Source organism: Thermoactinospora rubra, from assembly GCF_002093975.1.
GTDB lineage: Bacteria > Actinomycetota > Actinomycetes > Streptosporangiales > Streptosporangiaceae > Nonomuraea > Nonomuraea rubra_A.
Map to the genome: position 1 here is coordinate 80,195 of NZ_KZ084333.1, position 13,194 is coordinate 93,388.

Sequence of the window (13,194 nt, forward strand, 5' to 3'; positions counted from 1 at the left end):
CACAACATACCGCATGATCAGTTAAGGATCGCGTGTGTTCGCAACGGTAGTCCGCCCGCCCTTGCCCTGCTTCGCGTGGTCCGATTTCTCCCCCTTCGTTGGGTGTGCCGAGAGCTTCGGCGCCCGCGGCTACAGGGTCGGCAGCGCGGAGGAGCTGCTGCCGACGCTGCGCGAGGCCCTGGCGTACGACGGGGTCTCGGTGGTGGTCGTCCCGGTCGACTACTCCCACAACCTGGAGCTCACCCCGAGGCAGGCATGAGGGCGGCCGTGCGGTGGCCGGCGACGCCGGGGGACACGTGCGCCGGCCACCACGTGTGTCACGACCCCGGGTAGTTGCCGCCGCCGTGCGCGGCGTCCAGGGCGTCGTAGTCGGGCGTGAAGCCCTTCTTGGGGATGGCGTCCACGAAGACGACGTGGCGCGGCCTCTTGTAGGCGGCGATCTGGCCCCTGACGTGGCCGGCGATCTCCTCGGCCGTGGCCCGGGCCCCCTCCTTCAGCGCCACGATCGCCTTGACGGCCTGGTGCCAGGTCTGGTCGGGCACGCCGATCACGGCGGCGTCGGCGACGGCGGGATGGGTCTTGAGCGCCCGCTCCACCTCGGCCGGGTAGACGTTCTCGTTGCCCGACTTGATCATCCGCAGCCTGGGGCCGATGAAGGTGATCGTGCCGTCCGGCTCGCGGCGGCCCAGGTCGCCCGTGTGATGCCAGCCGTAGGCGAACTTACGGGCATTGAGCTCCGGCCGGGCGAAATATCCGGAAAAGAGGGTCTTGCCGCGGGCGCAGATCTCCCCGACCTCCCCGGGCGGCAGCTCGGCGCCGTCCGGACCGAGGATGCGCACCTGGACCAGCGGCGACGGCCGCCCCGCGAACCCCGTGCCGCCCTGCGCCAGGCCGAGGAACGTGAGCATCCCGCCCACCTCGGTCTGGCCGTACCCGCCCATCTTCGACCGGCACCACGGCGAGTCGTCCACCGTGATCATCGCGTCCCACTCCGGCGAGTGCGAGACGAACCGCAGCGACGACAGGTCGTACTTGCCCCCGGCGTTCGCCGCCACCACCGAGTCGATCATCTGCCCGAACAGGAACGCCTGCGTCACCTTCTCGGCGTCGACCAGGCGGCACAGCTCCTCGGCGTCGAAGGCCGGCATGAAGACGTTCTTGCCGCCGATCTGGAAGGTCGCCAGGCAGAACATCATCGTGCCCACGTGGAACAGCGGCCCGCTGGCCAGGAACGCGAAGTCCGGCTCCATCTGCCGCACCACCAGCAGCGAGGTGCTGTGGGCGACCAGCGCCGCGCTGCTGAGCAGCGCCGCGTTCGGCCGCCCGTCGAAGGCCGCGGTGTACAGGGCCAGCACCGGCTCGGCGTCGTCCACGTCCGGGAAACCGCGCGGCGAGCCGCCCGCGAGGAAGTCCTCGTAGTCCCGCCCCGCCTCGATCCACCCGGCGTCCGCCAGCGGCTGCGCGGCCTCCGACCGCTCCCACACCACCACGCGGGGCCGCAGGTCCTCCACGACGAACCGCAGCTCGTCGGTGGTCTGCCGCCAGTTGGCCGGGCAGCAGACCGCGCCCAGGCGGGAGCAGGCCAGCAGCAGTTCCAGGACGGCGTGCGAGTTGCGGCCGAGCCACAGCACCCGCTCCCCGGCGCCCACCCCGCGCTCGGCCAGCGCCGCGGCCAGGCGGCCGACGCGCTCGTGCAGCTCGGGATAGGTCAGCCGTACCTCGCCGTCCACCACGGCGGTGGCCTGCGGGCGGCTGCGGGCGTGTTCGGCCAGGACGTCGGAGAGGGTCAGGGAGTGGACTGCGGCATCCATGGAGGGCCTCCAGCGTCTGGGGACGTCAGCGGAAAGCGGGCATGACCTCGGCGGCGAAGAACCGCATGACCTTCTTCATCTCCTCCAGCGGCAGGGGCCGGGTGCTGCCGAAGTCGCACAGCAGGTGGGCGAAGCCGGCCTCGCGCAGCACCGAGATCTGCTCGATCACGCGGCGGGGGTCGCCGATGACCTCCAGCTGCTCCCACCGGAAGTCGGCCGACACGGCGCCGCCCCTGAGGTAGCGGTCCTGGTAGTACTCGAAACCCTGGGCGGCCTTGCCGGTGCGGGGGTCGATGGGGGCGCTTCGCGGGTTGAAGATGCGCGAGCGGTCGAAGGCGGCCTCGAAGCGCGCCTGGTCCTCGCGGGCCTGCTCGACCGTGGGCGCGACGTAGACGCTGCGGGCGACCACGAGCTCCTGGCCGGCGAGCACGCCCGCCCGCGCGGCGGTCTCGCGCCAGGTCTCGGCCGCCTGGACCACCTTGCGGTACGGCGCCGCGGGATCGGCGAGGATGGGCAGGCCGCGCTCGGCGTACATGGTGACGGTCTCGGGAGAGACGGCGGCGACGTGGATGGGCGGGTGGGGGCGCTGGAGGGGGCGCGGGGTGAGGGAGACCTCGGTGCCGGTGCGGTAGAACTTGCCCTCGTGCCGGAAGCCGTCGCGCTCGAACAGGCCCAGGATCATCTCCAGTGACTCGTTGAAGCGGTCGCGCGCCTCGGCCAGGTCCACGGCGAAGCCCTCGAACTCGTAGCTCTGGTAGCCGCGGCCGATGCCCAGGTCCAGCCGCCCGCCCGACAGGACGTCCACCATCGCGGCCTCCTCGGCGACGTGGACGGGGTTGTGGAGGGGCAGCACGACGATGCCGGTGCCGAGGCGGATGCGGGAGGTGCGGGCGGCGGCGTGGGCGAGCATGGTGAAGAGGTTGGGGACGACGCCGTAGTCGCGGAAGTGGTGCTCGGCCAGGCGCACGCCGTCGAAGCCGAGCTCTTCGGCCAGCTCGACGAGCTCCAGGTGGTAGTCGTAGACGTCCTTGAAGCTCTGCCCGTCGAACCGGTGGAAGAGGTGGAAGGTCGAGAACCTCATGCGGCGGCCCCTCGTCGATTAACCAAGCGCTCGCTTGGGAAGCGTACCAGGGGCGTCCTGGGGTGGCTAGATTGTCGCCATGACCATGCCGGGGCTGAAGACCGTCGACCACGAGTTCGCCGTGCCGCTGGACCACGCCGCTCCGGACGGCCCGGCCATCACGGTCTTCGCCCGCGAGATCGCCGACCCCGGCCGGGCGGGGGAGGACCTGCCGTGGGTGGTGTTCCTGCAGGGCGGCCCGGGCGGCAGGTCGCCGCGGCCGACCGGCCCCGCCTACTTCCGCCACATCCTCAAGACCCACCGCGTCCTGCTGCTCGACCAGCGGGGGACCGGCCGCAGCACCCCGGTGACCGCCGCCACGCTGGCCGGGAGCGACGCCGAGATCGCCCGCTACCTGACGCACTTCCGCGCCGACGCCATCGTCGGCGACTGCGAGCACATCCGCCGCGAGCTCGGCGTCGAGAAGTGGGAGACGTGGGGGCAGAGCTACGGCGGCTTCATCACCCTCACCTACCTGTCGCTCGCGCCCGAGTCCCTCAGGGCGTGCCACGTCACCGGCGGCCTGCCCGGGCTCGACGCCTCGGCCGACGACGTCTACGCCCGGACCTACCCCCGCGTCCGCGCCAAGGTCGGCGCCCTCTACCGGCGCTATCCCGAGGACGCCGCGGCGGTCCGGCGCATCGCCGAGCACCTGGCCGGGGAGGAGGTCCTGCTGCCCGACGGCGACCGGCTCACGGTCGCGCGGTTCAAGTCGCTCGGGCACGGGCTCGGCATGGCCGACGGCCTGGAGAAGGTGCACTGGCTGCTGGAGGAGGCCTGGACCGGCGGACGCCTGTCCGACGTCTTCCTCTACGACGTCATGATGGCCACCGGCTTCCACGGCGCCCCGCTGTACGCGGTCCTCCACGAGTCGATCTACGCGCAGGGAACGGCCACGCGGTGGGCGGCGCACCGGCTGCTGCCCGGCGACTTCACCGCGCCCGAGATGCTCACCGGCGAAATGATCTATCCCTGGATGTTCGAGGACATGCGCGCCCTGCGCCCGTTCCGCGGCGCGGCCGAACTGCTGGCCGCCAAGGACGACTGGCCCGCCCTCTACGACCCGGTACGGCTGGCCGCCAACGAGGTGCCGGTCGCCGCGGTGGTGTACCACGACGACATGTACGTCGACGCCGGCCTGTCGCTGGAGACCGCCGGCCGCGTGGGCAACCTCAGGGTGTGGGTGACCAGCGAGTACGAGCACGACGGCTTCCGCGCCGACGGCGAGCGGGTCACCGCCCGCCTCATGGACATGGCCGCCGGGCGGATCTAACCGGGACCCTAGACCGTCTCGCGCAGCGGCAGCCGTACCTCGAACCAGGTGTCGCCGGGCTCGGACCGCACCTTGATCTCGCCGCCGTGCCGGCCCGCCACGATGCGGTAGCAGATGTCCAGCCCCAGCCCCGTGCCCTTGCCGACGGCCTTGGTGGTGAAGAACGGCTCGAAGATGCGGTCCCTGATCGCCTCGGGGACGCCGGGGCCGGTGTCGCCCATCTCGATGATGGCCTCGTCCTCGTCATGGGCCGTGCGGATGGTCAGCGTGCCCTCGCCGTCCATCGCGTCCAGCGCGTTGTGGATGAGGTTGGTCCACACCTGGTTGAGCTCGCCCGCGTAGGCCGGGATGGGCGGCAGCGTGCGGTCGTAGTCGGTGGCGACCGTGACGCCCGGCGGGATCTTGCCGCGGAAGATCGCGATCGTGCTGTCGAGCAGGTCGTGCACGTCGACCGTCTGGAACGGCGCCCGGTCCATCTGGGAGTACTGCTTGGCGGAGGCCAGCAGCGAGCTGATCCGCTCGGTCGCCTCGGTGACCTCGTTGAGCATCTGCGAGATCTCCACGGCCTCGGCCAGCCAGCGCAGCGCGGTTCCGGCGTGCTCCTCGCCGACCTTGTGCCGCACCTTCTCCAGGGTGTCCAGCCCGAAGCCGGCGTTGACCAGGGCGGGGGCCAGCTCCCACGGGTCGCCGATGCCCATGGCCTCCAGCGCGTCGCCCAGCTCGTCCTCGGCGTCGGAGACCTCCAGCGGGCTGCGCTGGGGGAGCTTGCCGACCGCCTCGGCGCAGGACTCGACCGTGTCGATCAGCGCGCGCAGCCGCTCCGGCGCGATCCCCGCCTCGGCCAGGGCGGCCAGCTGCATCCGGGAGTTCCTGATGAGCTGGCGCAGCTCGCCCACCGCCCGCCGGGCGGCCGCCGCGGGGTTGTTGAGCTCGTGCGTCAGCCCGGCCGTGATCTGGCCGAGCGCGGCCAGCCGCTGCCGCCGGTCGATGACCTCCCGCTGCGTCCTGCCGCCCAGGAACATGCCCTGCAGCAGGTGCGTCGCCATCGGGAACCACTCGCTGACGATGTAGGCGAACTTCTTGGCCGGCAGGACGAAGAAGCGCGAGGGCGCAGTGGCGCGCAGCGAGTGGGTGTAGAACGGCGGGGCCTGCGGGCCGAGCCAGGCGGAGGTGGCGCCCGCGTACACCCCCGGCTGGGAGGTGCGCGGCTGGGAGACCGTCCCGGCCGTGGTCTCGGTGATCATCTGCACCTCGCCCTCGACCAGGACGAAGAAGCAGGTGGCCTCCTCGCCCTGCCTGACCACCAGCTCGTCCTTGGCGTAGGCGCGCTCCTCGCCCTTGGCCAGCAGCATCGCCAGCTGCTCGTCGCTCAGCTTCTCGAACAGGAACAGCTTGCGCAGCTCATCTGCGTTCATCGGATATCCGGGGCGGAGACCCCCGCCTTCAGGCGGGCGGGCAAGCCCCTCCCTCCCCTGGTTTTGTCGGTGGGGTCGGCTAGGTTGATCACATGTCCCGGTTCCGCCTCCAGCCCACCCCTGCCCAAGAGCAGGCGCTGCTGGAGCACTGCGCGCATGCGCGGTTTGTGTGGAATCTGGCGGTGGAGCAGCACAGCCACTGGCGGCCGGGACGCGCCGGCGCGCCGGGCTACGCCGAGCAGTCGCGTCAGCTGACCGAGGCGCGGGCGGCGTTTCCCTGGCTGGCCGCCGGATCGCAGACCGTGCAGCAGCAGGCGTTGCGGGACTTCGCCCGGGCCATGGCGAACTTCTTTGACGGCACCCACGGCCGGCCGAGCTGGCGTAAGGCCGGGCGGCACGAGGGGTTCCGCATCGTCGGGGTGCGGGGACGGCACTGGGCGGTGCGCCGCCTGTCGCGGCGGGTGGGCGAGGTGAGGATCCCGAAGGTGGGGTGGGTGCGGGTGCGCTGGTCGCGCCCGGTACCCGAGGGCGCCAAGTCCTTCCGCGTCACCCGGGACCGGGCCGGGCGCTGGCATGTGGCCTTCGCCGCGATCCCGGCCCCGATCCCCGCGCCCGGCACCGGCGAGGCGGTCGGTGTGGATCGCGGGGTCGCCGTCAGCGCCGCCTTGTCCACCGGGGAGTTGCTGACCGCGCCCACGCTGCGGGAAACGGAGCAAGCCCGGCTGCGCAGGCTCCAGCGCAAGCTGGCCCGCGCCCGGCGCGGCTCGGCCCGCCGCGCCAAGGTGAAAGCGGCGATCGCCCGGCTGAAGGCCCGGGAGGCCGACCGGCGCAAGGACTGGGTGGAGAAGACTTCTACCGGCCTGGCCCGCCGGTTCGATGTGATCGCCGTGGAAGACCTGAACATCTCGGCCATGACCCGCTCGGCGCGCGGCACCGTCGAGGCGCCAGGCCGGAATGTGCGGGCCAAGGCGGGGCTGAACCGGTGCATCCTGGCCTCCGGCTGGGGACAGATGGCAGAGCGGCTGGAGCACAAGGCGCCCGGCCGGGTGGTGAAGGTCAACCCCGCGTTCACGAGCCAGCGGTGCTCGGCGTGCGGGACCGTGGAGCGGAACAGTCGCGAGAGCCAAGCACTGTTCCGCTGCCGGTCCTGCGGATATGCCGATCACGCTGATGTGAACGCGGCCCGCAACATCGAGCTGGCGGCAGGGCGTGCCGTGTCTGCGCGGGAAGGGCCACGCGATGGCGGGCCGGTGCACCGCGAACCTCAACCTGTCCTCCTCTCGACGCAGAGCTGACGGGTTGGAATCTCCCTCGTTCACGAGGGGGAGGACGTCAATGCTTCTCCAAATAGCGGTGGACCAGCGCCACCGCCATCGCGCCCTCGCCGACGGCCGAGGCGACCCTCTTGATCGACTCGGCGCGGACGTCGCCCGCGGCGAACACGCCGGGGACGTTGGTCTCCAGGAAGTACGGCTCCCGCCGCAGCGGCCAGTTGCGCGGCCGCCGCCCGCCCGCCACCAGGTCGGGCCCGGTCAGCACGAACCCCTTGGCGTCGCGCTCGACGGTGTCGTCCAGCCAGGAGGTGAACGGCTCGGCCCCGATGAACACGAACAGCCACTGCGCGTCGACCGTGCGCTCCCGCCCGGCCTCCGAGATCGTCAGCCGTTCCAGGTGCCCGTCGCCGGAGGCCCCGGTGACCTGCGTGGCCAGGTGCACCTGGATGTTGGGCAGGGCGGCGATCTGCTCGATGAGGTAGTGGGACATGGACTTCTCCAACCCGTCACCCCTCACCAACAAATGCACGGTGCTGGCGAATCCCGCCAGGTAGACGGCCGCCTGCCCGGCCGAGTTGGCCGCGCCCACGACGTAGACCTCGCTGCCGGAGCAGCTGGGCGCCTCGGTCAGGGCGGCGCCGTAGAAGACGCCGCGGCCCACGAAGTCCTCCAGGCCGGGCGCGTCCAGGCGGCGGTAGCTGACGCCGGTGGCGAGGATGACGGCGTGGGCGGCGATCTCGCCGCCGTCGGTGAAACGCACCACGCGGGCCTGGCCGCGCGGTTCCAGGCTGACCGCCTTGCGGGCGGTGAGCAGCTCGGCGCCGAACTTCAGCGCCTGCCTGCGGGCCCGGTCGGCGAGCTGGGCGCCGGAGACGCCGTCGGGGAAGCCCAGGTAGTTCTCGATCCGCGAGCTCTGCCCCGCCTGGCCGCCGGAGGCGTGCGCCTCGACCAGAACGGTCTCGAGCCCCTCGGAGGCGCCGTAGACGGCGGCGCCCAGCCCGGCGGGCCCGCCGCCGATGACGATGAGGTCGTAGAAGTCCGTGGCGGGGGTGGTCGACAGCCCCACGGCCGCGGCCAGCGTCGCCTGGTCGGGCTCCTGCAGGGACCGCCCGTCGGCGGTGACCACGAGCGGCAGGCGGCACTGCTCGCCCCCGGCCGCGGCCACCAGCTGGGCGGCCTCCGGCTCCTCGGCCAGCATCCACCGGTAGGGGACGTGGTTGCGCGCCAGGAACTCCCGCACCTTGTAGGAGGGCGCCGACCAGCGGTCGCCCACCACCCGCAGCTCGGCAGGGGGCACCCGGTCGGTCCGCTGCCAGGCCTCCAGCTGGCCGTCGATCACCGGGTAGAACTTCTCCTCCGGCGGGTCCCACGGCTTGAGCAGGTAGTGGTCCAGGTCGACCACGTTGATGGCCTGGATGGCGGCGTCGGTGTCGGCGTACGCGGTGAGCAGGACCCGCCGCGCGTAGGGATACATGTCCATCGCCCGCTCGAGGAACTGAACGCCGTTCATCTGCGGCATCCGGTAGTCGGCGAGGACGGCGGCCACCTCGTCGCCACGCAGGCGCATCTCCCGCAGGGCCTCGATGCCCTGCGCGCCTCCTCCGCCCTGACGATCCGGTACTGCCGGCCGTACCGGCGCCGCAGGTCCCGGGCCACGGCCCGCGAGACACCCGGGTCGTCGTCCACGGTCACGATGACTGGCTTGTCCGTGCTCACCCTAGAAGGATGTCATGCGGGCTAGTAAGCCACGTCCACGGTCCGCCGGTGCGTGGCCGGGTCGGGCAGGACCCGCAGGACGGCGTCGGCCAGATCCTCGCGGCCGATGCCGTAGCCGGAGCGGAGGCCGGTGCCGACGGCCATGCGGTAGCGGCCCGTGGCGGGCCTGTCGCTCAGGCGCGGCGGGCGGACGACCGTCCAGTCCAGCGGAGCGTCCTGGAGGAAGCGCAGCAGCCGCTCGCTTTCCCGGTACGGGTGGCGCAGGACCGTGGAGTGCAGAAGGATCTTGCTGAGCCGTTGCACGGGGGTGTCGGCGGGGGTGTTGGCCAGCGCGGTGGTGACGGCCACGAGCCGCTTGACGCCGGCTTCGAGCATGGCGGCCACGACGTTGGGGCCGCCCTCGGAGTAGATCGTGCTCGGGCCGGGACGGGTGGGCCCGGCCAGGAAGACCACCGCGTGGCTGTCCGGCTCGATCGTCACCGGGCCCAGCACGTCGCCCTGGACCACCGACAGGCCGGGATGGCTCTCGGTCACCGCCTCGGGGCGCCGGGCCACCGCCGTGACCACGTGCCCCTCGGCCAGCGCCTTCCTGACGAAGTGGCGGCCGGTGCCGCCGGTCGCTCCGAAAACGGTCAGCCTCATCGCCGCCTCCTCAGGTGAGTGAGTGCTCACTTACCCCTATGATGGGTGAGTGCCCACTCACCGTCAAGAGACCCGGGAGCGCATCGTCGAGGCCGCCGCGGCCGTCATCGACGAGCACGGCGTCGCGGGCGCGACCACCAAGCGGATCGCGGCCCGCGCGGGCTGCTCAGAGGCGCTGCTGTACAAGCACTTCGGCAGCAAGGAGGAGCTCTTCCTCGCCGCGCTGCTGGGCCGCCTGCCCGCGCTCGGCCCGGCCCTGGCGCGGCTGCACGCCCGCGTGGGCGTGGGCGACCTCGTCGAAAACCTGACCGAGTTCGCGGTCACGGCGACCGAGTTCTACCGCCGGGCGGTTCCCATGGCCGCGGGCCTGGTCGGCGAGCCGGCCCTGCTGGCGAGCTTCCGCGCCATGCTGGAGAGCAGGGGCATCGGCCCGCACGTGCCCATCGGGGTGCTGGCCGACTACTTCCGCGCCGAGCAGGAGGCCGGCCGGCTGTCGAGGGAGGTCGACGCCGACGCCGCCGCGGCGCTGCTCATGGGCGCCTGCTACCACCGGGCGAACCTGACCTACATGCTCGACCTGCCCGGCACGACGCCCGGCTACGCGCGCTCGGTGGTGACCACCCTGCTGGCCGGGCTGCTGCCCGGGCTCAGGCGATGACCCGGCTGGCCCCGCCGTCGACCAGGATCGAGGTGCCGGTGACGAACGAGGCCCGCTCGCTGGCCAGGAACGCGATCACGTCGCCCACCTCCTCGGGCCGCCCGACGCGCCCCAGGGGCACCTCGCCCGCGTAGGCGCGCAGGCCCTCCTCGCCGCCCGCCAGGCTCCTGAGCCGGTCGGTGTCGACCGGGCCCGGCAGCACGTTGTTGATCAGCACGCCCTTCGCGCCCACGTCGCGGGCGAGCGTCCTGACCACCCCGGCGACGGCCGAGCGGGTCGCGTTGGACAGGGCCAGCCCGTCGATCGCCTCCCGCGCCGACCTGCTCGTGATCGTCACGATCCGGCCCCAGCCCCGCTCGCACATGTCGGGCAGCACCGCGCGGATCATGCGGACCGTGCCCAGGAGGTTGCGCTGCACCGCCACGTCCCAGTCGGCCAGGTCCACCTCGGTGAACCGCCCCGGCGGCGGCCCGCCCGCGTTGGCCACGAGGATGTCGACCGGCCCGAGGACCCCGCGCGTCTCGGCGACCACCCGCTCGGCCGCGGCCGGGTCCTCCACGTCGGCGAGGATCCCGTGCACGGTCGTGCCGTACTCCTGCAGCTCCACCACCGCGTCGGCGAGCCGTTGCGGGTTGCGGGCGCTGACGCACACGTGGCAACCCTCGCGCGCCAGGCTCTTGGCGGCCGCCAGGCCCAGCCCGGCGCTGCCGCCCGTGACGAGCGCGACCTTGTCCTTGATGCCGAGATCCATAGGCCGACTATAGAGCGGGCGGCTCGTAGGTGAGCAGGTCGCCCGGCTGGCATTCCAGCACCTCGCACAGCTTGGTGAGGGTGCTGAACCGGATGGCCTTGGCGCGGCCGTTCTTGAGGATGGAGAGGTTGACGTTGGTGACGCCGACCCTGTCGGCCAGCTCGGCCAGGGTCATGCCGCGCGCCTTGAGCAGCTCGTCGAGGTGGACGGCTATCGCGTGGTGCTCGACTTCGGCGGGCGACATCACACCAGTCCCTCGAGGTCTTCCGCCATGCGGGTGCCGATGCGCATGATGCGGGCGAAGGTCAGCAGGCCGAACCCGGTGATCAGCATGGCCACCGGGAACTCCGGCGGATACCAGACGGCGTCGCCCACCATGCTGGCGCGCAGGGCCTGCTCGGCGAGGCCGACCGTGACCGGTGCGAGCACGCTGCCCACGACCAGCCACCAGCCCAGGAGCCTCATCGCACGGACGACCTGCGGGGTGTAGGCGCCCCTGGTCGTGGCGAAGCGGACCAGCCGCCACAGCAGGTAGGCCGAGCCCAGGGCGAACACCACGCCCGTCACGTGGCTGAGGAGGTCCAGGAGGTTCTGGGCGGTCGACGCCGAGTCGTCGCAGAGGCGGACGCCGACGACGTAGACGCTCACACCGGGGCCGCGCTCGATCCCGGGCAGGCCGTTGCCGTCCGTGCCATAGGACGGGTCGTGGACGCAGATCGTCTGGGCGTTGAGGCCGCCGATGATCCTCAGCGTGAGGAAGGGCACCGTCGCCAGCATGGACAGCGTGAGAGCGACGTCGGCGACGATCGTGATGGGGCGCAACGGATTCCTGGCCATGGCACATTCCTTATCGACTATCGATGTTATCGAGAAACATAAACATCGAAATTCGATAAGTCAACCCCCAGTGCGTGGCCCAGCTTGTCCGGGTTGGCCACCGTGTAGATGTCGTGCACGAGCCCGTCGCGGAAGCTCAGCGCCACGACCTGCTCCTGGCCGCCCGTCGTGACGGTGCGAGCCGGTTGATCGGCTCGAAGTCCCTGGCGAAGGTCCTGGGGTTGATCGTCTTGGGGATCGCGGTGAGCAGGTGGACGACCGCGCCGGGGGCGGCCCGCCGTACCGCCTCCTGTCGTGCGTGCTTACGGCTCCTTGACGGGGCAGCGGGACAGGGCGTGACACTCGTGACAGTGAGGTGGCTCACATGATGAGGTGGTCGGTGTGGCGAGAAATCTGATCCTGTCGGGAGGCCCCTACCACGACTTCGACGCCACGTCCGCGGCCCTGGCCGAGGTGCTCGCCGAGGTGGGCGTGGAGTCGGAGATCACCGAGGACATCGCGGGGGCGCTGGCCGAGCCGTCGGAGTACCAGCTCATCACCGTCAACGCCATGCGCTGGACGATGAGGTCGGAGCGCTTCGCGGGGCTGCGCGGGCGATGGCGGTTCGAGCTGCCGGCGCAGGCCCGCACCACGCTGCTGGACCACCTGGAGCAGGGCGGGGGTCTGCTGGCCATGCACGCGGCCACGATCTGCTTCGACGACTGGCAGGGCTGGTCGCGCGTGCTCGGCGGCTGCTGGGACTGGTCCAGGTCCTACCACCCGGAGCTGGGTTGGGCCGGGGTGAGGGTGCACGGCGACGACCCCATCGTGGCGGGGCTGCGCGACTTCGACGTGGTCGACGAGATCTACAGCGACCTGTGCGTGCTGCCCGACGTCAAGCCGCTGGCCTCGGCCAACGGCCAGCCCCTGGTCTGGGCCCGGCCGGTACGGCGGGGCCGCGTGTTCTACGACGCGCTCGGCCACGACACCCGCTCCTACGGCAACGAGATCCACCGGGCGATGCTCAAGCGGGCGGCGCTGTGGCTGCTGAAGCGTCCGGTGCAGGTGGGGGACTGACGCCCAGGCGCCGGGCCGACTCCGACTCCTGGGCCAGGCGCCGCAGCGCGTCCAGGGCCCTGCCGTACAGGACCGTGCCCAGCACCAGCGCCTCGACGGCGGTGTCACGGGGGGCGTCGAAGGGGATCTTGTCCATCTCGACCTCCTTGACCAGCCTGTCGACCGCCTCCGCGTAGGGGTGCAGGTCGACGGGCAGGCCCAGGTGCCGCATGCGGACGACGGTCTGGGCGAGCTCGGCGCGTGCGGGGGCCCCGGGGGTGATGTGCCAGCCCCGCGCGGCGATGAGGCGGTCGACGGCCTGCAGCGCGCTCGCCCACTCCTCGGTGTGCTCGTGTTCGACGGCCGGGCTGAGGGCGTAGTGCGCGGTGCCGAGCATGGTGTGCAGGGGCAGCGACTCGTCGTCGACGGCGGCGACGACCTGCTTGATCGCGGCGACCGGGAGCCTGCCCACCTCCAGCAGCGCCCTGATCAGGCGGAGCCGGCGCAGGTGGGACTCGTCGTACTCGGCGCGGGTGGCGGCCAGCTGCCGGCCCTGGGGGAGCAGGCCCTCGCGCAGGTAGTACTTGATCGTGGCGATCGGCACGCCCGACTTGGCGCTCAGCTCTGACATGCGCATCACTGGATAATACCGCTATCCATGC

Annotated in this window: 15 protein-coding genes; 5 read left to right on the top strand and 10 right to left on the bottom strand. The window is 71.9% G+C overall.

Annotation, left to right across the window (positions count from 1 at the left end; all coding sequences use genetic code 11):
* The first annotated feature begins 34 nt into the window (after positions 1-34).
* Positions 35-259, top strand: coding sequence for a thiamine pyrophosphate-dependent enzyme (locus BSB02_RS13225; protein ID WP_084959077.1), 225 nt, complete (start codon positions 35-37; stop codon positions 257-259).
* A gap of 58 nt (positions 260-317) precedes the next feature.
* Here BSB02_RS13225 and BSB02_RS13230 read toward each other — a convergent pair whose 3' ends face one another.
* Positions 318-1,811: an AMP-binding protein gene (locus tag BSB02_RS13230; protein ID WP_084959078.1), complete on the bottom strand. Its 1,494-nt coding sequence runs from the start codon at positions 1,809-1,811 to the stop codon at positions 318-320.
* 25 nt (positions 1,812-1,836) lie between these two features.
* Positions 1,837-2,892 carry an LLM class flavin-dependent oxidoreductase gene (locus BSB02_RS13235; protein WP_084959079.1) on the bottom strand — a complete coding sequence of 352 codons (1,056 nt, stop codon included), beginning with the start codon at positions 2,890-2,892 and terminating at the stop codon, positions 1,837-1,839.
* A 79-nt stretch (positions 2,893-2,971) separates the two neighbouring features.
* On the opposite strand from BSB02_RS13235, the gene BSB02_RS13240 reads away from it, so the two are divergent.
* Positions 2,972-4,204 carry an alpha/beta fold hydrolase gene (locus BSB02_RS13240; RefSeq protein ID WP_084959080.1) on the top strand — a complete coding sequence of 411 codons (1,233 nt, stop codon included), beginning with the start codon at positions 2,972-2,974 and terminating at the stop codon, positions 4,202-4,204.
* 8 nt (positions 4,205-4,212) lie between these two features.
* On the opposite strand, the gene BSB02_RS13245 is transcribed toward BSB02_RS13240, so the two are convergent.
* Positions 4,213-5,619 (bottom strand): ATP-binding protein, encoded by a 1,407-nt coding sequence (locus BSB02_RS13245; RefSeq protein ID WP_084959081.1) that lies wholly within the window; start codon positions 5,617-5,619, stop codon positions 4,213-4,215.
* Positions 5,620-5,711: 92 nt separating this feature from the next.
* Here BSB02_RS13245 and BSB02_RS13250 point away from each other — a divergent pair, with 92 nt between their 5' ends.
* A complete protein-coding gene (locus BSB02_RS13250; protein WP_084959082.1) occupies positions 5,712-6,914 on the top strand; it encodes an RNA-guided endonuclease InsQ/TnpB family protein in 1,203 nt (400 codons plus the stop codon).
* A 37-nt stretch (positions 6,915-6,951) separates the two neighbouring features.
* Here BSB02_RS13250 and BSB02_RS13255 read toward each other — a convergent pair whose 3' ends face one another.
* Positions 6,952-8,460: an NAD(P)/FAD-dependent oxidoreductase gene (locus tag BSB02_RS13255; RefSeq protein WP_206184666.1), complete on the bottom strand. Its 1,509-nt coding sequence runs from the start codon at positions 8,458-8,460 to the stop codon at positions 6,952-6,954.
* A gap of 170 nt (positions 8,461-8,630) precedes the next feature.
* A complete protein-coding gene (locus tag BSB02_RS13260) occupies positions 8,631-9,251 on the bottom strand; it encodes an NAD(P)-dependent oxidoreductase (protein WP_084959083.1) in 621 nt (206 codons plus the stop codon).
* A 49-nt stretch (positions 9,252-9,300) separates the two neighbouring features.
* Between BSB02_RS13260 and BSB02_RS13265 the strand changes: the two genes are divergently transcribed.
* Positions 9,301-9,909 (top strand): TetR/AcrR family transcriptional regulator, encoded by a 609-nt coding sequence (locus tag BSB02_RS13265; protein WP_084959084.1) that lies wholly within the window; start codon positions 9,301-9,303, stop codon positions 9,907-9,909.
* Here the strand turns inward: BSB02_RS13265 and BSB02_RS13270 are convergent.
* From BSB02_RS13270 to BSB02_RS39560, 4 genes are all read right to left on the bottom strand, one after another.
* Complete coding sequence (locus BSB02_RS13270) at positions 9,899-10,660, bottom strand: SDR family oxidoreductase (protein ID WP_084959085.1); 762 nt, start codon at positions 10,658-10,660, stop codon at positions 9,899-9,901. The two genes, BSB02_RS13265 and BSB02_RS13270, sit on opposite strands and share 11 nt — an antisense overlap.
* 7 nt (positions 10,661-10,667) lie before the next feature.
* The gene (locus tag BSB02_RS13275; protein ID WP_084959086.1) at positions 10,668-10,904 is read right to left on the bottom strand and encodes a helix-turn-helix domain-containing protein; all 237 of its coding nucleotides are present in this window, start codon (positions 10,902-10,904) and stop codon (positions 10,668-10,670) included.
* A complete protein-coding gene (locus BSB02_RS13280) occupies positions 10,904-11,497 on the bottom strand; it encodes a DUF2975 domain-containing protein (RefSeq protein ID WP_084959087.1) in 594 nt (197 codons plus the stop codon). The genes BSB02_RS13275 and BSB02_RS13280 overlap by 1 nt, the downstream gene beginning before the upstream one ends.
* A 136-nt stretch (positions 11,498-11,633) precedes the next feature.
* Positions 11,634-11,861, bottom strand: coding sequence for a hypothetical protein (locus BSB02_RS39560; RefSeq protein WP_143590597.1), 228 nt, complete (start codon positions 11,859-11,861; stop codon positions 11,634-11,636).
* 17 nt (positions 11,862-11,878) lie between these two features.
* On the opposite strand from BSB02_RS39560, the gene BSB02_RS13290 reads away from it, so the two are divergent.
* A complete protein-coding gene (locus BSB02_RS13290; RefSeq protein ID WP_084959152.1) occupies positions 11,879-12,553 on the top strand; it encodes a ThuA domain-containing protein in 675 nt (224 codons plus the stop codon).
* Here BSB02_RS13290 and BSB02_RS13295 read toward each other — a convergent pair.
* Positions 12,501-13,169 carry a MerR family transcriptional regulator gene (locus BSB02_RS13295; protein ID WP_084959089.1) on the bottom strand — a complete coding sequence of 223 codons (669 nt, stop codon included), beginning with the start codon at positions 13,167-13,169 and terminating at the stop codon, positions 12,501-12,503. The two genes, BSB02_RS13290 and BSB02_RS13295, sit on opposite strands and share 53 nt — an antisense overlap.
* Positions 13,170-13,194: the final 25 nt, after the last annotated feature.

Bases quoted from the DNA above. Each gene is read 5' to 3' on its own strand.
- BSB02_RS13230 (WP_084959078.1), bottom strand. From the start codon at position 1,811: ATGGATGCCGCAGTCCACTCCCTGACCCTCTCCGACGTCCTGGCCGAA.
- BSB02_RS13235 (WP_084959079.1), bottom strand. From the start codon at position 2,892: ATGAGGTTCTCGACCTTCCACCTCTTCCACCGGTTCGACGGGCAGAGC.
- BSB02_RS13240 (WP_084959080.1), top strand. From the start codon at position 2,972: ATGACCATGCCGGGGCTGAAGACCGTCGACCACGAGTTCGCCGTGCCG.
- BSB02_RS13245 (WP_084959081.1), bottom strand. From the start codon at position 5,619: ATGAACGCAGATGAGCTGCGCAAGCTGTTCCTGTTCGAGAAGCTGAGC.
- BSB02_RS13250 (WP_084959082.1), top strand. From the start codon at position 5,712: ATGTCCCGGTTCCGCCTCCAGCCCACCCCTGCCCAAGAGCAGGCGCTG.
- BSB02_RS13255 (WP_206184666.1), bottom strand. From the start codon at position 8,460: ATGCGCCTGCGTGGCGACGAGGTGGCCGCCGTCCTCGCCGACTACCGG.
- BSB02_RS13260 (WP_084959083.1), bottom strand. From the start codon at position 9,251: ATGAGGCTGACCGTTTTCGGAGCGACCGGCGGCACCGGCCGCCACTTC.
- BSB02_RS13270 (WP_084959085.1), bottom strand. From the start codon at position 10,660: ATGGATCTCGGCATCAAGGACAAGGTCGCGCTCGTCACGGGCGGCAGC.
- BSB02_RS13275 (WP_084959086.1), bottom strand. From the start codon at position 10,904: ATGTCGCCCGCCGAAGTCGAGCACCACGCGATAGCCGTCCACCTCGAC.
- BSB02_RS13280 (WP_084959087.1), bottom strand. From the start codon at position 11,497: ATGGCCAGGAATCCGTTGCGCCCCATCACGATCGTCGCCGACGTCGCT.
- BSB02_RS13295 (WP_084959089.1), bottom strand. From the start codon at position 13,169: ATGCGCATGTCAGAGCTGAGCGCCAAGTCGGGCGTGCCGATCGCCACG.